This is a genomic window from Colwellia sp. BRX10-9 (assembly GCF_014077405.1).
Taxonomy (GTDB): Bacteria; Pseudomonadota; Gammaproteobacteria; order Enterobacterales; family Alteromonadaceae; genus Colwellia_A.
Window position 1 is genome coordinate 162,830 of record NZ_JACGVV010000001.1, and the last position, 21,923, is coordinate 184,752.

The following is a 21,923-nucleotide window of genomic DNA, read 5'->3' on the forward strand; positions in this document are numbered from 1 at the left end:
GCCCTCTTTTACGATTAAATAATAGATTAATTTATTGTTTGTTATTATTTAAGATTAATGCGAGATGAAGCAAAAAGCGAGTTATTTAACAGATATCATCGCGGTTTTTCTGAAACTTCTATTTCGCGCTCTATTTTTGAAATAGCTTGACGACATCGACCTAACCTTTGGTGAAGGGCAAGGACTTCATCCAATATTTTCTTTGCTTTGGCAGGCGTTGCACTTTGACGAAGTTGCTCTCTTTCATTGAGCATAGCAAGTAAGCGGCGCTCAAACTCGTGGTGCTCTGCTAATTGCTGATAGAGCGCTTGACTGGATTTAAAGAGTTCTTTTGCCGCTTTCTTATAACGCCTAGCGTTTATCGCTGTTAATCGGTATTGTGCTTCTTGATGAAGCCCTTTGTTTGATCTTATTGCATTGATTATTGATGATATTTGTTGCTCAATACCTTGTAATCTATTTTGCGATAGTTCTTTTTTTCCACTCTTTAATAACCGAGCTAATTCGATAGTTTTACCACGTACCTCATCAACATATGCGCCTATTTTATCACTATTGGTGGCAAATAAAGCTTCTGAAAAGATATCTTTATCTTTTAAAAGATAATGTGATTTAGTCTGCTGATTTTCAGTATCAATAATTTTAGCCTGCTCAGCTAGACTATCTAAAACAGCTGTAATTCTGTCGATTGCTAATTGCATATTTGACGACCTCTTGACCTTGTTATTGAGTGAACCACGCATGATAAGTTAAATTTGCTGACATAGAAATAACGACGATGATGAAAACAGGACGAATAAAGCGGTTACCAAACTTTATTGCCCAATGTGCACCCACAGCAGCACCTAGCATGATAAATATACCCATCGAAATACCGATAATAAAATTAACATAACCAAAATAAATAAAGGTTAATAAACTACAGAAATTACTGACAAAATTAGTTGAACGCGCCAATCCGCAGCTCAGTAATATGTTTATTTTGTAGAGTGCACTTGAGGATGCGGTCCAAAATGCCCCGGTTCCAGGACCGGCGAAGCCATCGTAAAATCCTAAGAGTAAACCCTGAATACTTTGGGTGATTTTTAAACGAAAAGTTAACGCAGGTAGCCCCTTTAACTCAGTGACAATGGTTTTAGAAAACAGGGTGTAAATGGCAGTGATAACGATAACAATAGGAATAAATTTTTCTAAAAAATCACCTGACAAATAGCCAACAGCAAACGTGCCCACAACAGCACCTATCGCCGTATATAAAATCGATAAACGCCAAAATTTGGGATCAAATAGCTTTTTACGATAAAAAGTCACTGAAGCGGTTAATGAACCAAAAGTAGCGGCAAGCTTATTGGTACCTAAAGCAAGATGTGGTGGTAAACCGGCCGAGAGTAATGTTGGAACAGTTAGCATACCACCACCGCCAGCTATTGCATCAATGAGTCCTGCGATAAATCCAATGGCACATAAAGTGAACCATATTTCAAAATTAAAAGTTGAATCTATAAACATAAATAAATATAGGTAAATTAGTGCTATAGGCGAATAGTAGCACGGTTTTAATCTTTAAATATGTCAAATTACCAACCTTTTTTTTATAAATATTATCAATATTTCAATAAATAAATTTGACTTAGTACGAATGAATTAGTAAAACTAATAGGAGCAAATATATTTACAGAAAATTGTGTTTGTTTAGTCGCCTAATTTATTCAGAAAGTTACTGCAAATCACTTACGATTTTTTTAACTTAATGTTTATTTTTTGTAACGAAACCAGCAAATTTATGTAATTTGCTGGTAATTAGCAGCCTTTTTTATGTACCTAGTTGACAGCAACGCTGTCGTCTGGGAGTATTGCATTGTTTTATTCTAGAGAAATAAAAACTTAAAATGGCAGATTATTAAATTTGCGTTAACATCTCCATGTTATCCACATTCAATAGCAATTGGTTGGGAACTATGTCCAAATTTAGCAACAAGAAAAGCCTTATCGCTTCGACGATAATTGGCGCACTAGCATTAACAGCAAGCAACTTCGCTTCTGCAGATGCATTATCAGAACTACAAAAAGCAGAAGCTAGCACTTTTCAAGCTTCTAAAAAATCACAACAAAAAATCAATAGTATTTATGAACAAACTATTGAGCTTTTAGGTGAATATCGTTTAACTGTTGATGAAGCTGAAACTTTATCTCAATACAATGATCACATTCAATTGATGGTTAATGACCAACTTGCGAATATCAAATCTTTAGAAGATCAGATCGCTGGTATTGACAAAACTAAACAAGGTATCGTTCCTCTTATGTATAAGATGATTGATACGTTAGACAAGTTTGTAGCGTTAGATATTCCTGTGAATATTGAAAACCGTAAAGAGCGCGTTGCTAACTTACGTGACGTGCTAGGCGCTTCTGATATTTCGGTATCTGAACAGTTTCGTTTAGTACTTGAAGCTTACGAAATTGAAGCAAACTACGGTACTGTTTTTGCAGCTTACCAAGGTGAGCTTGATTTAGGCGACCGTACAATTACTGCTGACTTCGTTCATATGGGCCGTGTAGCTCTAGTTGCTCAATCACTAGACATGAAAAATGTTTGGGTTTGGAACAATGAAACACGCGGTTGGGAAGCATTAGGCGATGAATACTTAAAGCCTACTAAAGATGCAATCGCTATGGCGCGTAACCAATTACCAAAAGATTTAACTAAATTACCAGTATTTGCAGCGGGAGCGAAATAATGAGAAAAATTATTAATTTTGTAATGCTTGCTGCGTCAATGACTGTAGCAACTTCAGCCGTAGCTAATGACTTGGATGATTTATTAAAGCAAGTTAAAAACGATCGAATTTCTGAAGGCAAGCTTGATAAAGCGCGCGAAGCAGAGTTCACTTCAGCTCGTGCAGACAAGCAAGCACTTTTGAATAAAGCTAAGAAAGAATTAGCTAATCAAAATACACGTAACGACCGTTTAACTAAAGAATATGCTGCTAACGATATTACTATCGCGCAACGTTCAGTTGAATTAGACAACGCTAAAGGTACTCTTGGCGAAATGTTTGGTGTTACTCGTGCTGCTGCCGCTGATGCTTACGGTCAAATCGTAACATCAATTGTAAGTGCTGAATTTCCTGGACGTGGCGCAACATTAGATGTTATTGCCAACTCTAAGAAAATACCTGAACTTGAGCAACTTGAAGAGTTATGGATTGCTTTACAAACTGAAATGACTCAATCGGGTAAAATTTCACAGTTTAGCGCTGAAGTAACAAGCTTAGATGGTTCAACCTCTACGCAAACTGTTACACGTATTGGTACTTTTAACTTAGTATCTGCTGACGGTTTCTTAAACTACAATGATGAAGTTGGTCAAATTCAACCTTTGGCTAAACAGCCAGCGGGTTATATTTCTAGCACAGCTTCTGATTTCTTTGGTGAAACTTCTGGCTATCATCCTCTATACGTAGATCCTTCACGTGGCGGTATCTTAGCCCTTGAAACTCGTAAGAAAGTTCTTATGGAGTTCTACCATGAAGGTGGCACTGTTGGTTATGCAATCACAGTATTACTTGTTATTGGTTTCTTAATTGCTTTAGAGCGTATGATTTTCTTAACGACTATTAGCTCTCGCATCAAGACTCAAGAAAAGAATATTGAACAGCCTAATGATAACAATCCACTAGGACGTTTAATCAAGGTTTATCACGAAAACAAAAATGTTGACGCTGAAACACTTGAACTTAAACTTGATGAAGCTATTTTACGCGAAACACCGAAAATCGATCGCGGTATCAACTTAATCAAAATGTTTGCTGCTATTGCTCCATTAATGGGTCTATTAGGTACAGTAATCGGTATGATTATGACTTTCCAAACGATTACATTGTTTGGTACAGGCGACCCGAAAATAATGGCTGGTGATATCTCTCTTGCACTTGTAACAACTGCATTAGGTCTAATTTGTGCATTACCACTTATCTTAATCCACAGCGTTGTTGCGGGTAAAAGTAAGTCAGTATTGCAAAAGCTTGATGAGCAAAGCGCAGGATTAATTGCTGCCATTGCTGAGAAGGAGTCTAAATAATGTTATTCCTGATAGAGCTTTGGGAATCTGTCAGGAGTTTTATTGCGACAGGTGGTAACGTATTATATGTTGTTGCCTTCGCTCTCTTACTGATGTGGGTAATGATGATTGAACGCTACTGGTTCTTATCAAGAATTTATCCTGCAATGAAAGACGATATCGTCAATCGTTGGGATGCACGCCAAGATACTACATCTTGGTATGCCCATCGGATTAGAGATACTTGGATCTCCGAAGCGACAGAATTACTAGAGCAACGTATGCTCACAATTAGAACCTTAGTGGCAATGTGTCCACTGATTGGATTGCTAGGTACAGTCACCGGTATGATTGGTGTGTTTGAGACAATGGCTCAACAAGGTACAGGTAATCCGCGTCTGATGGCTGCTGGTATATCAATGGCTACTATCCCGACAATGGCGGGAATGGTTGCTGCGTTATCAGGAGTGTTTTTCAGTACAAGGTTAGACGCTAAAGTTAAACTAGCAAAGGCTAAACTGATTGACAGTTTACCTCATCACTAGAGAGATATTCGAATGGCACGTAAACGTATTCGTGAAGACGAAGAAGCAGTAATTGATATGACACCGATGCTAGACATCGTATTTATCATGCTGATCTTCTTCATAGTAACCACTTCATTTGTAAAAGAAGCTGGTATTGAAGTTAACAAACCTAAAGCCGCTAACCAAAGCAAGCAAAAATCAGCTAACATCTTTATTGCTGTTAGAGAAAATGGCGAAATTTGGTTAGATAAACGTCGCGTTGATGTCGAACGTGTTGCTGCTAACATTGAAAAATTATTAGCAGAGCAACCAACTGATGTTGTTATCATTCAAGCAGACAAAGATGCAAAACATGGCATAGTTGTTAAAGTGATGGATGCGATTAAAGATGCAGGTATAGATAGAATTTCTATTGCTGCAGCGAAGGGGTAGTCTATGGTTCGCTTTTTAGTTTCATTACTACTAGGCGCAGCGGTTACTTTTGCACTATTTTCTTTTATGGCTTTTCTTGTTTCAAGTGGTGACATGACGAAACAAGATCCATTAGATAATATTATTGTAGAAGTTAATACTACGCCGCCTAAGTCAGCAGCAGAACGTCGACAGCGTGTACCGCCGCCGCCGCCACCGCCGCCAAAAACGCCACCTAAGCCTCAAGCTCCAGAGCCTGAAGCTAATAACAACTCAGGTGGACTAACGTTTAATATGCCTAGTGTGCAATTATCTGGTGCTAATTCAGGTATGTCTGCTCCGGGAGCTGGTTTTGGACGTGACGGTGATGCATCGCCAATCGTACGTATTGACCCTAAGTATCCACAGCAAGCCGCTCGTGATGGTAAAGAAGGCTGGGTTAAGCTTTCATTTACCATTACCGAACTTGGTGGTGTTGAAGATGTTGAAGTCATCGATTCAGAACCGAAACGTATATTTGACAGAGAGGCTAAACGCGCTTTGAAAAAATGGCGTTACAAGCCAAAAGTTGTTGACGGTGTTGCTCAACGTCGTCCTGGTTTAACGGTACAACTAGACTTTAGTATGAATAAGGAGTAATCAGAATGAATAAGATTTTTATATCTATATTGATCATAGGTTCAGTAACGATTGCTCATTTGCCTTTATCTCCTGTAGCTTATGCTATAGGGGAAGAACAGAGTGAGAGACAAGAGCGTAAAACACAGCTTGTTGGTCCAACTGTTGGTAAAAAGGTAGCCAAAGCTTTTGAAGCTTACGGCGTTGAAGCTGAAGATGGTTCTAACATCGATAATGCTCTGACTTTGCTTTTAGAAATAAATGCAAAAAAAGATTATGATATTGCTTTTTTAGATCGTTTTATTGGCGTGATGTATGCGCAGAAAAGTGACGAAAAGAATGCAATTATCTACCTTAACAAAGCACTTGCACCTGATATCTTAAATGAGAAAGAGCATGCCGACTCACTGAAACTAGTGGGTGACTTGCAGATGCAAGTACAAGGCTATAAAGAAGCGCTTGTTGCTTATGATGCTTGGATGAAGTTTACAGGGGAAACTGATGGTAATGTTTGGATCAAAATAGCTCAGGCTAATTTAGAACTTAAACAATACGCTAAGGTTATTCCTGCTGCCGATAATGCTATCGCGGTTTTTGGTGATAAGAAAAACCAAAACCCACATGTTCTTAAATTAAACTCTTATTATGAACGTAAGATGTTTAAAGAATGTGTTGAAGTTTTAGAAACAGCAGTGCAATTATTCCCTGAAGTTAAACTATTTTGGACTCAATTAGCCTCGTTTTATGCGATGGTTGAAGATTACCCAAAAAGTTTACAGACATTGGATCTAGCTTATAAGCAAGGCTATCTTGATAAAGAAAACGAAATTAAGATGCTTGCTAACTTGTATGCTCAAAGTCAAATTCCACATAAAGCAGCTGTTTTAATGGAAAAGTATATTGATTCGGGCGTTGTACCTCGTGATGACAAAAACCTCTTTACTTTAGCTAACAGCTGGCATGCTGCTCAGCATATAGGTAAAGCTGCTGCTTACTACGGTGAATTAGCCAAAATGACTAATTTATCTAAGCATTACAGCAAGCAAGGTATGTTGTTAAATCAAGATGAGCAATTTGCTAAAGCGATAGTTGCTTTAAAGAAAGCCATCGAGATTGGTGTTAGTAACGAAGGTCGCTTGAACCAAAGTATTGCAGAATCATACTTTTATCTTGAAAATTATAAGCAAGCCAATGTTTATGTACAAAAAGCATTAAAAGACCCTAAGTCACGTAGAACGGCTAAAGGTTGGGTTACTTATATCAAAGATACCGCAGCACGTAAGAACGTTTCTATTTAACTTCTTTTGTCTTTGCGTTAAAAACCAGCCTTATGGCTGGTTTTTTTATCGCTAAAATTCCTTCAATTCAAAAGATACTTCGTTAAATTTAGTTGATTATCCTTGATAAATTTTTAGACTGACCGCCTCATTAAAATAATTGAGCCCTTGTATAGTGTGAAAGCACATAATGTTTAAGACTACCAATCACTAAATGAGATTGGCTTCTAATGATCACTTTTGCCACTTTGAAGACATTCGCATTTTATAATACATACTAAAATTTTTTGTATATTTTGATATACGCGGACATGATTGAACATTCATATTACTTTGGAGTGTGCCCGATAGCGGTCGTTGACATGTTTGTATTGCATGATTTATTGCAGCTCGTCCACCTTGTATAAAGTAGACTAAAATGTCAGCTTTTTTTACAGCATATAATACATTGCACTGCAAATATGTATATTTCCGAGGTGTAAATATGTATATTTCCAATCTAACATTAGATTTTGCTCTATATTTTGAGTTTTTAATTAGCTAGTGTCCATTTTTTTTACACTTATTATTTCAAAATTAATATTACTTTTAGTTACACATTTTAATCGCATTTTATTCATACAATTAGGCTTTACCAATTCTGAATGGCGCAAAAAATGCCTATAACCGTACGGATGAGGATGTGTTAAATAGCTTCCTATCTCCCGTTAACTATTCGAGAGTTTTAGTTAAGTTGTACCGGGTACTTGCAACTATAAAGGAGTCAATTATGAAAATTTTAACTTTGGCAGTAGTGTTCGTATTATTAGCTTTCAATTCTAATGCTACCAAGTACGAGTTTATTGCAACAGATAGTAATATTGAGACAAAAATGTGTGTGTTTGCTGGAAATAATAATAAAGATGGATTAAAAAATGCACTGAGATTGCGTATGATTAGTTCTGCGATTAATTCAAAACGCTTTGCTGTTAATTCTGTTACTTGTAATGATATGGTAATGGCGCATTTTGCCCATAAATATGATGCGTTAGATACTTTTTCGTATTTAAACCATTTTACCTCCAAAAAAGATAAAATACCTACCACAAGTGTTGAAATAAAAGATATCGCAGCCGTTTTTAATCACAAAAATGAAGAGATTAAAATCATTTATGTCGGCTCGGCTAAATAAATAGCATATTGAAAATTTAGAGTTAAACTTTTATAACTTACTATAAAGTTTAACTCTTCATTCAATAAGTTAATGTTAAGTTTAGCATACAAATATCTGCTTCTTACCATTGGATATAAATTACTGAAATATCTATCTGTCAGTTTTCTTACCCAAAAGCTGAGCAGTAATTAGAATCTATTTAATAATCCAGAATGACTATTTTGTAGCAGAATTTAGCGTCTATATATTGAATGCCAAGTAAAACTATAAACTTGCAGACGTTATGGTTTTGTTTTCATTATATAATTTTATTTTGTTTTTTATACCGTGAAATCAGTCTCAAAACTGATTTTAGGTATGTCCGCTATGGCAATGATTATTTAATTAGCTGTTTGCCTGCTTAAGACAACTAACGGGTGTATAGTGACATCAACAAACATTCAACATTTTAAAATTTTACTCCTTATTTGCGCACAAAGTGATCCTAAATATTCCGGTTTATCTCAAGTATTATGACTGAACCGTCGTCTTTTCAAAAGTTATCAAGACACCCATGATAAATTTGCTAGAGTATAATAATTACCAATATCATCTGAACTTACAATAAACGGTTGAGTTAAAATTAAACTAATTGAGATATAAAATGAAAATTAACAATCTTTTGATACTTGTAATTATCTGTTTTATTACTGCTTGTCAGGGGGATTCAGAAGAAAAAGCAGAGCCAATAGCTGAACAAAAATATTTACTGGCTGTGGTTTATGATAACAACGCATGGGGGGCAAGTCATGCTGGAATTTTTGTTGATATTCAAGGCAACTTTTATCATTATTATCATAATAAAGGGAAGAATGACGGTTATCTTTCTGTAGATGATGTGGCAGAGCAGTCAGAAATTGAACTCACTAAAGTGATGGGTGGGGCTGGTACTTTACTTGAAACTATAGATATTGAAGCTGTCAAGGACATTCAAAGTATTGCTAGCCAGGTGACTTCTCAAAATTTTACTGAATTGCAAAAACGTTGTTCTGACGCTGGAAGTATTCGTTTTTTGAGCTTTAAGTTTAATAATGAAACAGAGCTTTATACCCCCTACCTTTTGGAAAGGAGAGGGGGAGGAGCTGAAGTCAACCTTTCACCTGCGGCCAAAGAGTTAGTCGATTGGTTAGAGGGAAAATCAAAAGACTATCAGTTAGGTCTTGATTCAGATGATTGCAGTTATATACATGAAGATTAACATTATATGACCTTGCTTTCGGCAAAGTTATTATAAGTGCTATGGCGCAATGGGGGCGTTAGCGCCATAGAAATATTCCTCTAATGTCAGTTACCTTTGAATATAGCTGACATAAAAGCTGGGTCATTGGGGTAGCTATTTCAACAAAAATTTATCAATTAAAAATCAATCCAAAATTGTCCGCTTTTGGCTAATCAGTGACCTAAAGAACAAACCATAGTTAATGTCAGGAATGCGCACAAAGTGATCCTAAATATTCCGGTTTATCTCAAGTATTATGACTGAACAGTCGTCTTTTCAAAAAGCCATCTTAACTGCATCCCCTTAAAAACCACCAAGTGTAAATGAGTCTAATATCAATCATTATGTGTATGCACAATCACCATGATTTATCATTGATCCAGATCAACTTTTACTAGAAATAAATCTTGTTGTCGGCTAGAATGCGCGCTGAATATTTTCAAGTTAACGAGATCAACATGTCACACGGCGAAGACTTCAAAGACAGCTCATCTATATTTCATTTATTAGCAGCGATTATTGTATTAGTTTCAGCGCCACTTTTGCCTATGGTAATGGGTTGGTTCACTCTGCTTTCAAATTAGTATTTTCTCGTTTAATTAAAATAAGAAGTATTAATACTATGGTTATATTACTCGCTGATGATAAGCAGAACGTTTTAGATTTTATTACCCCGTTACTCGAACAACAGGGTCATATCGTTGAAATTGCAGGCAATGGTTTAGCTGCCTTTGAAAAGGCGCAACAACAGCATTTTGACCTCTATATTATTGACCATCTTATGCCTTTTATGAACGGTATTCAGTTAAGTAAAAACCTTCAAAAAAAACCTTTTACCGTTAACACTCCTATAATATTCATGACTACTCAAAACACTACTGATGTCATCGCTTTAACTCGTTCACTCTATTTTCATGCCATTATTGCCAAGCCTATTAATGAAAACAGTTTGTTAAATGCAGTAAATGAAATAAATCAATTAAATAATACCAATACAAGTCGTTATTCACTGTAAATCATCGTACTTTTGCTTTATTCTTTAGCCATGATAAATTTTTACTTTTGATATGCTAACGATGACCGATACAGAACTCTCTCTTTTACAAAACTCTATTCACGCCGTACCTGATTATCCTAAACCAGGCATTTTATTTCGTGATATTACCGGCTTACTTGATGATCCGGCTGCTTACCAGTTAACCATAGATTTATTTGCTGCTAAATATAAAGATTCTGGTTTTACTAAGATTCTTGGTACTGAAGCTCGTGGCTTTTTTTTTGGTGCACCTTTGGCATTAGCGCTTGGTATTAGCTTTATTCCTGTCCGCAAACCAGGCAAGTTGCCAAGAGCGACAATTAGCCAAAGTTACCAACTTGAATATGGAACAGACACCTTAGAAATTCATCAAGATGCACTAACCGCAGATGATAAAGTTTTGATAGTTGATGATCTACTTGCCACCGGTGGCACTGTCGAAGCAACATTCATGCTTGCTAAAAAGCTTGGTGCAGAAGTTACAGATGCTGCATTTGTTATTTCATTACCTGATTTAGGCGGTGAAAAACGTTTAACGGATCTTGGCTTATCGATTTATTCTTTACTGCAATATAACGGCGATTAGGCAGTCATATGAGTTATCAAGTATTAGCACGTAAATGGCGCCCTAAAAAATTCACAGAATTAGTGGGTCAAGAGCATGTTGTCACTGTGCTAGTTAACGCACTAGAGCAGCAACGTCTTCATCATGCCTATTTATTTACCGGTACTCGTGGTGTCGGTAAAACAACGATAGCTCGAATTTTTGCTAAAAGCTTGAACTGTGAACAAGGGATAACTTCAACGCCTTGCGGTGTTTGTGATACATGCCAAGATATTGACCAGGGCCGTTTTATCGATTTACTTGAAATTGATGCGGCTTCTAAAACAAAGGTTGATGATACTCGTGAAATACTTGATAACGTTCAATATGCACCGACACGTGGTCGTTATAAAGTTTATTTAATTGATGAAGTACATATGTTGTCTCGTAGTAGCTTTAATGCGTTATTAAAAACGCTTGAAGAGCCACCTGAACATGTGAAGTTCATTTTAGCGACCACAGATCCTCAAAAGCTACCGGTAACCGTGTTATCTCGTTGCTTACAATTTCACTTAAAAGCATTAACCGTCGGCCAAATTGAGCAAAAGACTCAGCAAATTCTTACCGCTGAAAACGTCTCAGTTGAACCCGGTGCTTTAACCTTATTAGCTAAAGCCGCTCGCGGCAGTATGCGTGATTGTTTAAGTTTAACCGACCAAAGTATCGCGCAAGGGCAGGGAAGTATTACTCTCGCCAATGTTCAACAGATGTTGGGCGGTGTCGATCAAAATTGGGTTTTTAAAATACTGATAAGCTTATTAAAGCAAGATCCTAAAGCGCTAATGCTACTTTCTCTCGATATAGCCTCATACGCACCTAATTACAGCCGCTTAACCGCAGAGCTTATTCAGTTACTCCATCAAGTTGCTATGACGCAAGTTGTTGGTCAACACTTTGATTTGTCACCTGAGCATAACCAATTGGTTGATAAGTTCAGTAAAGCAATGAGTGCTGAAGATATTCAACTTTATTATCAAATAGTGCTGAATGGCCGTAAAGACTTACCTTATGCGTCTGATGAACAAGCAGCCTTTGATATGCTTTTACTGAGATTATTAGCATTTACACCAATCAAAAATAGCGAAAGTTTACCCGATACTCAGGTCAGTCAAACCAGCGACTTTGACGATGTAAGCTTTGCTAAAAGCAATATTAATAAACCTGATAATTTTATTGCGTCTTCTTTAGTTGAGCAACCCCTAGTCGAGCAACCATCAGTTGATCAGCCTATAGCCGATTTAGCTGAAAGTAGACCAAACCTTATAACGGGTAATGCTTCGCCAGTAACAACAAGTCCTTTAGAAGAACAATCTATGATTACTGCGCCTGAGTACTTTGCTGTACCCGAAGCGCCCTTAGAGCAAGAGCATCCTGCGATGTCTCCCTCTATAGACTCAGCTGAAGAAAGTAGACCCAACCTTATGACGGGCAATGCTTCGCCAGCAACAGCAAGCCCTTTAGAAGAACAATCTATGATTACTGCGCCTGAGTATTTTGCTGTACCCGATGCGCCCTCAGAGCAAGAGCATAGTGCGATGCCTCCCTCTATAGATTTAGCTGAAATAGCCCCAAATATTGATACGCCTACTTCTCAATCGCCTATAGAAAAAGCTATAGCGACCCGGAACATGTTACGTAGTCGAAAAAAAGGGTTGGAAAATAGCGCAAAAAAGTCAAATGACGCTAAAGGGCGTCAAGACACAAAGAGTCCAGATGTTCTTGAAGCAATAACTCAAGAAGAGCCTCGTTCAGATGTTCCTGCATTAACATCTATTTCTGAGCAGGCTTTTGATGTTAGTGCGATAGACCCAGCAAAAATACGCTCTGCTAATCAAGTCGACAAATGGGCAAATATGATTGACGCCATGTCGTTAACAGGGCGACTGCGTCAATTGGCAATACATGCAACCGTTGATGAAAGGTCTACCGACGATTTATTGCTACTTAACTTGAATCAAGCGACTAAACATTTAAACAGTGATGTTGCTCATAAAAAGTTAGAACAATGTATCTCTGATTTTTTACAACGAAAAATTACGGTAGAATTGACAATTGTCGATGAGACCTCTCATGATCCGTATCAAATTCAATCACATATTAATGATAAACGTTATGACTATGCGAAAGAATTATTACAAAATGATGAAATCATTATTGGTTTGAAAACTCACTTTCAAGCACAATTAGATGAAAATTCGATTGTAGCATTGTAACTGCTACTTGATATTTGTCGCGTTAAGATCTATCTTTGGCGGCAACAGAACTTTGGAGAAAAAATTATGATGAAAGGTGGCATGGGCAACTTAATGAAACAAGCCCAACAAATGCAAGATAAAATGGCTAAAGCTCAAGAAGAATTAGCTAAAATGGAAGTTATTGGTGAGTCAGGTGCTGGCATGGTTAAAGTGACTATGACAGGCGGACACAGTGTTCGACGTGTTGAAATTGACGACAGCTTAATGGCAGACGATAAAGATATGCTTGAAGATTTAGTTTCAGCCGCGTTTAACGATGCCGTTCGTCGCGTTGAAGCACAAAATAAAGAAAAAATGGGCGCTCTAACAGGTGGTATGCAGTTACCTCCTGGGATGAAAATGCCTTTTTAAGCTTTACTCTTAATAAAAATGGCACCTTTAAGGTGCCATTTTTGTTTAGGCAAGGATTTAAGATAACACTCAAATAGATTCTTTAACGTTTTGGCACGTCGTTTATAATAGAGTTTCAATAAACTGTCGGTTTAGTGCGTTTTGGAGCATTCTGTTTATTAGTCCCAGGCCCAGGTTAAAGCATAGCGCCGTCTGTTTTTCCATATAAAGGGCTATAATTTACTGTAATGCCGTGGCAACTGCGCCGCTTTATAGTTAAATATTGTTTGCTTGTGTCCAATCTTTGAGCTTTTCTAAAATATCTAATGCGGTACGGCCAAAGTCGGTGATTTCATACGCGACGGCAATAGGACGATCGCTAATAACTTCACGCGTTACTAAGCCTTGAACTTCTAATTCTTTAAGGCGTTGATCAACCATCTTTTTACTTGCGCCCCCTAACATGCGAGATAATTCGTTAAAGCGTACGGGTCCATCTTTTAAATGCCAAAGGATAGAGGCTTTCCACTTCCCCCCTAAAACGCGCATACCTCGCTCAATCAGACAGGGTTCTTCACAGCTTTGTGAATTTATTTTTTTTACGTTACTTGTTGTTTTTATTGTTTTTGTAATCATTATTCTATTTTTATCTTAGTGGTTACTAAAAGTATACTGGTTGCTTTAATTAACCACTCTAGCATAATGTGAGTATATAGCCAATTTACTCTCTCGATGCATTAATGTTAATGCAATCTTAGGAAACTATTTTATGCCAAAACTTATCTCATACGATCCCATTAATAGAGCGCCTTTAGGCGAAGTCCCTGTTACTCAAGCCCCACAAATGGCAGCGGTTGTGTTACGTGCAAAGCAAGCACAAAAAGCTTGGTCAGCACTGTCTCTTGAACAACGCCAACAAAGTGTAAACAAGGCCTATAAAGGACTGGCTATGGTTGAAGACGAACTGGCATTACTAATTAGCAAAGAAATGGGCAAAGATCACCGAAGAGCAAGTTATGAAGTGGCTGGCACCGTTCAGAACGCCTCTTATTTTACTGAAGAAATAGTGCAAGCGCTCAAAAGTGAGGCGATAACAAACAATGCACAAATGCAATATCGCCCCTTAGGTGTAGTTGCGGTTATATCGCCTTGGAATTATCCACTGGCCATGGCGAATAACTTGCTATTACCTGCATTAATTGCCGGTAATAGTGTGGTGTTAAAGCCATCAGAAGAAACACCTTTGGTTGCTGAACTTTTTGTCAATACACTCAATAAATTATTACCTGAAAACGTATTACAAATAGTGCACGGTAATGCAGATACGGGCAAAGCTTTAGTTGAAGCCGATATTAATATGGTCGCCTTTACCGGTTCACTCGCGGCTGGCAAGCATATTATGGCAAGTGCAGCAGCAGGGCTTAAACGCTTAGTTATGGAGTTGGGGGGTAACGATCCGCTTATTGTGATGGCAAACGCAGATATTAACAAAGCGGTACAATTTGCTGTTGCAAGTTCTTTTGAAAATGCCGGGCAAATGTGTACGTCTACCGAGCGCATTTATGTTGATGAGCAGATCGCCGATGAATTCGAGCAGAAAGTTACGGCTTTAGCTAATCGTTATCAAGTGGGCGCTTGGGATCAAAAACATGTCAACTTTGGCCCGATTGTTAATCCTAAGCAGCATGCTCATGTTTTATCGCAACTTAAAGATGCACACGCTAAAGGTGCAAAATTTTTATTAGGGACACATCACTACGAGTTGCCTTATATACAGCCTACTGTTGTCACTGGTATTACCGCTAATATGCTTTTAGAGCAAGATGAAACCTTTGGCCCTGTGGTGGCTATTAGTCGCTTTAATGAGTTGTCTGAAGCGGTTGAACGAGCCAATGCCAGTTCATATGGTTTAGGTGCTGTGGTTTTTGGTCATGATGGTGCTAATAAGGTTGCAGAGCAAATGGAAGCGGGGATGGTCGCTATTAATCAAGGCGCTGGAGGCCTTGGACCTTGGGTTGGGGCGAAACAAAGTGGTTTTGGTTTTCATGGCACGGCAGCTGGTCATCGCCAGTTTAGCCAGTTACGCATTATCAACCAATAGCAATACACTATGGTCAGCACAACTCTTTAACTAAGCAAATGCGTTAAGGCCAGTATACCCATTATTGAAAGAGTAAAATATGAAAGAAACAATAGACACAAACACTGACTTTTTTGTCGCCGCATTAGAAGCCGGCGCAGAGCACCCGGCTTTACCTGCATGGGGGAACCGTCAGGTTAATCCTGCTAATTTGAGCAAAGATTTTGATATCAGTCATATTGAACGTCGAGAACTGATAGAGGTGCCTGGAGCATTTCAATTATTGAATGTCTTGAGCAAAGATGAGTGTGCGCAGCTTATCGATATTAGTGAACAATTAGGTTTCTTGCCAGATGCTGCCGTTTCTTTGCCGCGCAGTGTTCGACACAATGACAGTTTAACCTGGATAGTTGATGAACAAACTGATGGCACTATTTGGCAACGAATTGCGCATTTAATGGACGACCGACAGGCTATTTTTGGTGGTCGTAAAGCGTTAGGGATCAATGCACGTTTTAGATTCTATCGTTATAACCCTGCTGACTACTTTAAGCCTCATTCTGATGGCTCTTGGCCGGGTAGTCGCATTATTGGTGACGAGCTAGTCACTAATGCTTATTCTGACCGATATAGTGAAATGACTTTTTTAATCTTATTAAGTGAAGACTTTCAAGGTGGAGATACACGTTTTTTAGTCAATGCTGATGATCCCAACCAGCCAGCATCAAGAAATGACAGGGTTAAAAATGTCGATGTTCGAACCCCAGTAGGCGGTATATTATGTTTTCCTCATGGTATGCATCCTTTACAATGTATTCATAGCTCTCTACCTATTACTGAGGGGATTAAATATATCATTCGCAGTGATGTTTTATTTGAATTATAAGTGTTTCTCAATGGCCAAGTCGCTTTACATTGACGTGTGTAAAAGTGCTTTGTCGTCGGTAGAGCAAATCTAATAACTTTTAAGGTGACTGCTTATTGAACACGTAAAGAATATCAGTCAATATAGCTGAGATATTTTGTTAGATGAGCATTAGCCTTATTGACGCGCTTATTTTTAGTCTTGCCATGGATAGAAAAAGTAAAATTGGATATACCTTATGATTGAAATGCCCTTTGATAATTATATGTCTTACACTATAGGTATAGTGGTATTTTTTATGGGTGTGTATTTAACAAAAAATATTAAGTTTCTCCGAGATTTTAATATTCCAGAGCCAGTAACGGGGGGCTTGCTTGCTGCTTTATTTATCTATGCAGTCTATATTTTTACGGGTAGCGAAATAGCGTTTGACTTATCAACCCGAGATCGACTGTTAGTCTATTTTTTTACCGCTATTGGGCTCAACGCTAGGTTTTCTGATTTAGTTAAAGGGGGAAAACCTCTGCTGATATTATTAGTATTAACCCTGTCTTTTATTGTGATCCAGAATGCTGTTGGCATAACCAGCGCAATACTTCTTGATTTACCATCAACCATTGGCGTGTTGGCTGGCTCGGTTTCTTTAATTGGAGGTCATGGCACAGCAATAGCTTGGGCTCCCGATGCTGTTGAACTTGGAGTACCTAATGCTCTTGAAATAGGTGTTGCAGCTGCTACGCTTGGACTTGTTGTAGCGAGTTTAGTTGGTGGACCTATTGCTAAATATTTATTGGCTAAGTATCAGCTTTCAAGTGAATCAACAGCAAAGCCTTCTATCGGTATTGCTTATCATAAAACGGATACAGAGTCCTTTAGCCACCTGAGTTTTATGGCGGTATTACTGGTTATTCATATTTGTATCATTATTGGTTTTTTTGCCAATAAGATGTTTATGGAGATGGGTTTAAAATTACCGCTTTTTGTGACTTGCCTGTTAGCAGGAATTTTACTGTCCAACACGGTTCCTCATCTCTTACCTAAATTACATTGGCCCGCTAGAACTCGCTCATTGGCCATCGTTTCTGACTTTTCATTGAGCCTATTTTTAACTATGTCACTGATGAGTATGCAACTTTGGACCCTAGCTGATTTAGCCGGGCCATTATTTATAATTTTAGGTGTACAGACCTGTGTTGCGGTGTTATTTATTATTTATATTTTATTTCCATTAATGGGGCGAAACTATCAAGCCGCTGTTTTAAGTGCCGGCTTTGGTGGTTTTGCGCTGGGGGCAACACCAACCGCTATTGCGAATATGACGGCGGTGACTAAAGCGCATGGCGCTGCACCAATGGCTTTCATTATATTACCTTTGGTCGGTGCATTTTTTGTTGATATTACCAATGCCTTTATCATCAGGATAGCCCTAAATTTTTAAAGCGCATTGACTTTGCCTACATCGAGAAAGTTTAGCGTTAGCGACTTATTGGCTTTTAAAACGGCTGTAAATGTTCGCTTTGTTCGTCTACTTAAAGGAATACTCTAATGAAAAATCCGCTGCCATTGGCATTTATATTAATTTTTGTTTCGACATACGTAAGTGCTAAGCAAGATAAAGCGTCATGCGTCATGAAGTTGTTTACCCTTGGCGCTGAATCGATGACGCTTGGCGAAATTAGATCTGTTTGTGCTAGCCAAGAAAATGATATCACTAGACAACAAAAAAAGACCGAGCAAACAGAATTACAGAGTAGAACAGGCGGTATTACCGATAGAATAAAACGTGAGAAAATGACTGAGTTTGAACCTTATGTGCTTACTCCTCATAGAATGAATTTTGTATTGCCAGCAATGACAACAAATAAAGTGAACAAGCAAGCATATAGATCCTTTGAAGGGTATGAAGACAACTTAGAAAATGTTGAAGCAAAATTTCAACTAAGCCTTAAAGTCCCCTTAAATTATGACAAAATATTTATAGAAGGCGATGGGCTTTACGCAGCTTTTACCTTAAGTGCCTGGTGGCAAATTTATGCGAGTGGCATTTCTAAACCCTTTCGAGAAACAAATTATCAGCCAGAAATATTCTATCTTGCACCGCTTAACTGGCATCCGTTTGGAGGTAATACAGGCTTTATTGTCGGGGTAGAGCACGAGTCTAACGGGCGAGCACAAGACTTATCACGTAGTTGGAATCGTATTTACACACATATCCTTTTTGAGAAAGAAAAATTTGCGCTATCGATTAAACCTTGGATAAGGTTATCTGAGAAGGAAAAAACTTTTGCTTTAGATCCCGACGGAGACGATAACCCTGATATCGAAGATTACATGGGTAACTTTGAGTTAAGCATGGCCTATAAATGGCGTGACTATGAATTCAATTTCAAAGGTCGACAAAATTTCAGTAGTCATTACGGCGCTGCTGAGCTTGGTTTTACTTTTCCGCTATGGGGTAAATTAAGGGGCTACGCAATGGTGTTTACTGGTTATGGTGAAAGCCTTATCGATTATAACTATAGTCAAACTAGGTTTGGTATTGGCATCTCACTCAGTGATATTTTATAGCAACAAAAAACACGCGCTTTATTTTATAAAGGCGTGCTTTATTGTCAAACTATGTCGGATATTAAATTACTGAAAGTACGACTTCAATGTTACCACGTGTCGCATTTGAGTAAGGGCACACAAGATGCGCTTTATCTATCATTGTTTGAGCTTGTGCTTTATCCATATCACCTAATGATATCGCTAATTTTACCGCAATACCAAAACCACCTTCAATAGCACCAATAGAGACTTCTGAATTAATATAAGTTTCGCTCGGCAAACTGATTTTTTCTTCACCAGCAACAAATTTAAGTGCACCAATAAAACAAGCAGCATAACCAGCAGCGAATAATTGCTCAGGGTTTGTACCTTGTCCATCATCTCCACCTAAACCTTTTGGCGTAGATAAGGTTATGTCTAAGCGACCATCATCAGATTTTGCTGTACCTGCGCGGCCACCCGTTGCTGTTGCTTTTGCTGTGTAAGCAATGTTTTCTAATACGTTCATAATAAACTCCAAGTTATTAATATTTACTTTGTATGCAAAATATATAGGAAACAAATACTGATTGCAAATACTTTGTGTGCAAATTAAAATGTAACCTTCAGGAGAGTATTATGTCATTTGATCAATTAAAACTTAAAAACCAGCTTTGCCATCGATTATATATGGCATCAAACAGTATTGTTCGCGCTTACCGTGAGCCATTAAGCGAACTCAATATTACTTACCCACAATATGTGGTCATGATGGCATTGTGGGAGCATGACAAAATAACTATTGCTGAGCTTTTAGATAAAACCATGATTGATGGTGGGGCGATGACACAAATTTTAAAGAAAATGGTTGATAAGCGCCTTCTAGAAATAATTAAAGACGACAACGACAAGCGCAAGCGCCTAGTGCAATTAACACAACAAGGGCAAGAATTAAAAATAAAGGCTGCAAGTATTCCTAATACAATCAGTTGCAAATTTACCCATATTAACAGCACACAAGCCAGCCAACTTATGGAATTACTCGACCTAGTAGTCAATGATTTAGCGATAAAAACATAACAAAATGTAAATAAACCACCAGTTAAAATAATAATACTCGCATTAACTAGACGATCGGTCTATTATTAATAAATGAATATTCCAGCAATTAAAGCACGCCGCGGTAGACCGCCCAAAGTAGCGCGTGAAAATCAAGATACCAAAGCGGAGTTAATTCGCAGTGGTCTAGAACAACTCACTGAAAATGGCTTTGCCTCTTCAGGAATTGATCAGATCTTAAAGAAAGTGGCTGTACCCAAAGGATCTTTTTATCATTATTTTGCCAGCAAAGAAGCTTTTGGTCAGGCGGTCATTGAAAACTACGCTAATTATTTTGCTAACAAGTTAGATGCATGTTTGTTGGATGAAGCATTTCCTCCTTTAACACGTATTAGTCATTTCGTTGAAAGCGCCAAAGTAGGCATGGTCCGCTATCAATTTAAGCGTGGTTGTTTAATCGGCAATCTAGGCCAAGAAATTGATTTACTTCCTGAAAGTTTTAGACAGCAATTGATTGATATATTCCTTTGTTGGCAGCATCGCTTGGCTACATGTCTCAGAGCAGCACAAAAGCAAGGTCAAATCTCACCAAACGCAGATTGCGATCGACTGGCTGAATACTTTTGGATGGGTTGGGAAGGCGCGGTTAGTAGAGCAAAGCTAGTTCAAAATACTTCACCCTTAGATAATTACCTGAATTTTTACATAGTCGGTTTACCCCGATAATTTTTTCATCATTTATAGACGATCGGTCTAAATAAGGAATAGCAGATGTTTAAAGGCATTTTAATTGAAAAAGACGACCAAGGTTACCGCGCGACAGTTAAAGATATTGACGACAACTTACTGCCAGAAGGTGATGTTACCGTTAAAGTTTCTCATAGCACGCTTAATTACAAAGATGCTTTGGCCATCACAGGTAAAGGTCCGGTAGTTAGACAATTCCCTATGGTTCCCGGTATCGATTTAGTCGGAACAGTTGAACACACTGAGAGTGATAAGTTTGAGGTTGGCGATAGTGTACTACTCAATGGTTTTGGTGTCGGTGAAGTGCACTGTGGCGGTTTAGCTGAAAAAGCTCGATTAAAAAGTGAATGGTTGATCCCATTGCCAAAAGCATTTACACCACGCCAAGCCATGGCTATTGGTACGGCAGGTTATACCGCGATGCTTTGTGTCATTGCACTTGAAAAAAATGGCGTCACTCCAGATAAAGGTGAAATTTTAGTGACCGGAGCAAACGGTGGTGTCGGCAGTTTTTCAATCGCAATCCTAGCGAAATTAGGCTATACAGTTGTTGCTTCAACAGGTCGCGTTGATCAAGTGAAATATCTAGAAAAACTAGGTGCATCAGCCGTTATCGACCGTGAAACGTTATCGCAACCTGGTCGCCCAATGACAAAAGAACGTTGGGCTGGCGCAATTGACTCAGTAGGTAGTCATACGTTAGCGAATGTTTGTGCGAGTATGAAATATGGTGGTACTGTTGCAGCCTGTGGTTTAGCGCAAGGCATGGATTTTCCTGCCTCTGTTGCACCTTTTATTTTACGTGGCATAACTTTAGCGGGTATTGATAGTGTGATGCGCCCACTCGCAGACAGGATTGAAGCATGGCAACGACTTGCTGATATTTTAGACCCCGATATTTTTGAAGATATTTCTACCGACATCACCTTGGTAGAAGCTGTCGATGTGGCCAGTGATTTAATGGCAGGTAAAGTGCGTGGTCGAGTGGTTGTTAATATCAGTTAGTGAAAGCTATAAGTTAAATGAGTAAAAACTGATATTTTGTAAGTTTTTACTCATAACTAAGATGTTCTATTAAAAATTTTTTATAATAGAACATCTTAGTTAGCTG

24 protein-coding genes are annotated in these 21,923 nt (G+C 38.2%); 20 read left to right on the plus strand and 4 right to left on the minus strand.

Going from position 1 to position 21,923, the window contains the following annotated elements:
• Positions 1–95: 95 nt before the first annotated feature.
• Both priC and H4J69_RS00670 read right to left on the minus strand, forming a co-directional pair.
• Positions 96–701, minus strand: coding sequence for a primosomal replication protein PriC (gene priC / locus H4J69_RS00665; RefSeq protein WP_182217995.1), 606 nt, complete (start codon positions 699–701; stop codon positions 96–98).
• Between the two features lie 22 nt (positions 702–723).
• A complete protein-coding gene (locus H4J69_RS00670) occupies positions 724–1,509 on the minus strand; it encodes a TSUP family transporter (protein ID WP_182244085.1) in 786 nt (261 codons plus the stop codon).
• Positions 1,510–1,958: 449 nt separating this feature from the next.
• Here H4J69_RS00670 and H4J69_RS00675 point away from each other — a divergent pair, with 449 nt between their 5' ends.
• The 13 genes from H4J69_RS00675 to H4J69_RS00730 all read left to right on the plus strand — a co-directional run bounded on the left by H4J69_RS00675 (position 1,959) and on the right by H4J69_RS00730 (position 13,553).
• Complete coding sequence (locus H4J69_RS00675; RefSeq protein WP_070374085.1) at positions 1,959–2,741, plus strand: DUF3450 domain-containing protein; 783 nt, start codon at positions 1,959–1,961, stop codon at positions 2,739–2,741.
• Positions 2,741–4,084 carry a MotA/TolQ/ExbB proton channel family protein gene (locus H4J69_RS00680; protein ID WP_070374084.1) on the plus strand — a complete coding sequence of 448 codons (1,344 nt, stop codon included), beginning with the start codon at positions 2,741–2,743 and terminating at the stop codon, positions 4,082–4,084. The genes H4J69_RS00675 and H4J69_RS00680 overlap by 1 nt, the downstream gene beginning before the upstream one ends.
• Positions 4,084–4,608, plus strand: coding sequence for a MotA/TolQ/ExbB proton channel family protein (locus tag H4J69_RS00685; protein WP_146798594.1), 525 nt, complete (start codon positions 4,084–4,086; stop codon positions 4,606–4,608). The genes H4J69_RS00680 and H4J69_RS00685 overlap by 1 nt, the downstream gene beginning before the upstream one ends.
• 12 nt (positions 4,609–4,620) lie before the next feature.
• Positions 4,621–5,022, plus strand: a complete 402-nt coding sequence (locus H4J69_RS00690; protein WP_070374082.1) for a biopolymer transporter ExbD — start codon at positions 4,621–4,623, stop codon at positions 5,020–5,022.
• A gap of 3 nt (positions 5,023–5,025) precedes the next feature.
• Positions 5,026–5,640 (plus strand): energy transducer TonB, encoded by a 615-nt coding sequence (locus H4J69_RS00695; protein ID WP_070374081.1) that lies wholly within the window; start codon positions 5,026–5,028, stop codon positions 5,638–5,640.
• 5 nt (positions 5,641–5,645) lie between these two features.
• Positions 5,646–6,917, plus strand: a complete 1,272-nt coding sequence (locus tag H4J69_RS00700) for a lipopolysaccharide assembly protein LapB (protein ID WP_182230112.1) — start codon at positions 5,646–5,648, stop codon at positions 6,915–6,917.
• 748 nt (positions 6,918–7,665) lie between these two features.
• Entirely contained in the window at positions 7,666–8,067 is a 402-nt protein-coding gene (locus tag H4J69_RS00705; RefSeq protein WP_182230111.1) for a DUF3718 domain-containing protein, read from the plus strand.
• A 625-nt stretch (positions 8,068–8,692) separates the two neighbouring features.
• Positions 8,693–9,286 carry a hypothetical protein gene (locus H4J69_RS00710; RefSeq protein WP_182230110.1) on the plus strand — a complete coding sequence of 198 codons (594 nt, stop codon included), beginning with the start codon at positions 8,693–8,695 and terminating at the stop codon, positions 9,284–9,286.
• Between the two features lie 479 nt (positions 9,287–9,765).
• Positions 9,766–9,891, plus strand: coding sequence for a hypothetical protein (locus H4J69_RS20000; protein ID WP_259367688.1), 126 nt, complete (start codon positions 9,766–9,768; stop codon positions 9,889–9,891).
• 38 nt (positions 9,892–9,929) lie between these two features.
• Positions 9,930–10,322 carry a response regulator gene (locus H4J69_RS00715; protein WP_182230109.1) on the plus strand — a complete coding sequence of 131 codons (393 nt, stop codon included), beginning with the start codon at positions 9,930–9,932 and terminating at the stop codon, positions 10,320–10,322.
• 52 nt (positions 10,323–10,374) lie between these two features.
• Positions 10,375–10,929 (plus strand): adenine phosphoribosyltransferase, encoded by a 555-nt coding sequence (apt, locus tag H4J69_RS00720; protein WP_220465244.1) that lies wholly within the window; start codon positions 10,375–10,377, stop codon positions 10,927–10,929.
• A gap of 8 nt (positions 10,930–10,937) precedes the next feature.
• Positions 10,938–13,160 (plus strand): DNA polymerase III subunit gamma/tau, encoded by a 2,223-nt coding sequence (dnaX, locus tag H4J69_RS00725; RefSeq protein WP_182244086.1) that lies wholly within the window; start codon positions 10,938–10,940, stop codon positions 13,158–13,160.
• Positions 13,161–13,223: 63 nt separating this feature from the next.
• Complete coding sequence (locus H4J69_RS00730) at positions 13,224–13,553, plus strand: YbaB/EbfC family nucleoid-associated protein (RefSeq protein ID WP_146798582.1); 330 nt, start codon at positions 13,224–13,226, stop codon at positions 13,551–13,553.
• Between the two features lie 255 nt (positions 13,554–13,808).
• Here the strand turns inward: H4J69_RS00730 and H4J69_RS00735 are convergent, their stop codons facing one another.
• Entirely contained in the window at positions 13,809–14,165 is a 357-nt protein-coding gene (locus tag H4J69_RS00735; protein ID WP_404842393.1) for a winged helix-turn-helix transcriptional regulator, read from the minus strand.
• 136 nt (positions 14,166–14,301) lie between these two features.
• Here H4J69_RS00735 and H4J69_RS00740 point away from each other — a divergent pair, with 136 nt between their 5' ends.
• From H4J69_RS00740 to H4J69_RS00755, 4 genes are all read left to right on the plus strand, one after another.
• Positions 14,302–15,633, plus strand: coding sequence for an aldehyde dehydrogenase (locus H4J69_RS00740; protein WP_182244087.1), 1,332 nt, complete (start codon positions 14,302–14,304; stop codon positions 15,631–15,633).
• 79 nt (positions 15,634–15,712) lie between these two features.
• Entirely contained in the window at positions 15,713–16,498 is a 786-nt protein-coding gene (locus H4J69_RS00745) for a 2OG-Fe(II) oxygenase (protein WP_182244088.1), read from the plus strand.
• Positions 16,499–16,715: 217 nt separating this feature from the next.
• Complete coding sequence (gltS, locus tag H4J69_RS00750; protein ID WP_182244089.1) at positions 16,716–17,915, plus strand: sodium/glutamate symporter; 1,200 nt, start codon at positions 16,716–16,718, stop codon at positions 17,913–17,915.
• A 107-nt stretch (positions 17,916–18,022) separates the two neighbouring features.
• Positions 18,023–19,045: a phospholipase A gene (locus H4J69_RS00755; protein WP_259364953.1), complete on the plus strand. Its 1,023-nt coding sequence runs from the start codon at positions 18,023–18,025 to the stop codon at positions 19,043–19,045.
• Positions 19,046–19,106: 61 nt separating this feature from the next.
• Here the strand turns inward: H4J69_RS00755 and H4J69_RS00760 are convergent, their stop codons facing one another.
• A complete protein-coding gene (locus H4J69_RS00760; RefSeq protein WP_182244090.1) occupies positions 19,107–19,535 on the minus strand; it encodes an organic hydroperoxide resistance protein in 429 nt (142 codons plus the stop codon).
• 110 nt (positions 19,536–19,645) lie between these two features.
• On the opposite strand from H4J69_RS00760, the gene H4J69_RS00765 reads away from it, so the two are divergent.
• From H4J69_RS00765 to H4J69_RS00775, 3 genes are all read left to right on the plus strand, one after another.
• Positions 19,646–20,086: a MarR family winged helix-turn-helix transcriptional regulator gene (locus tag H4J69_RS00765; RefSeq protein WP_182217971.1), complete on the plus strand. Its 441-nt coding sequence runs from the start codon at positions 19,646–19,648 to the stop codon at positions 20,084–20,086.
• Positions 20,087–20,158: 72 nt separating this feature from the next.
• Complete coding sequence (locus H4J69_RS00770) at positions 20,159–20,791, plus strand: TetR/AcrR family transcriptional regulator (RefSeq protein ID WP_182217969.1); 633 nt, start codon at positions 20,159–20,161, stop codon at positions 20,789–20,791.
• 45 nt (positions 20,792–20,836) lie between these two features.
• Positions 20,837–21,817, plus strand: coding sequence for an MDR family oxidoreductase (locus H4J69_RS00775; protein WP_182217968.1), 981 nt, complete (start codon positions 20,837–20,839; stop codon positions 21,815–21,817).
• The last annotated feature ends 106 nt before the right edge of the window (positions 21,818–21,923 follow it).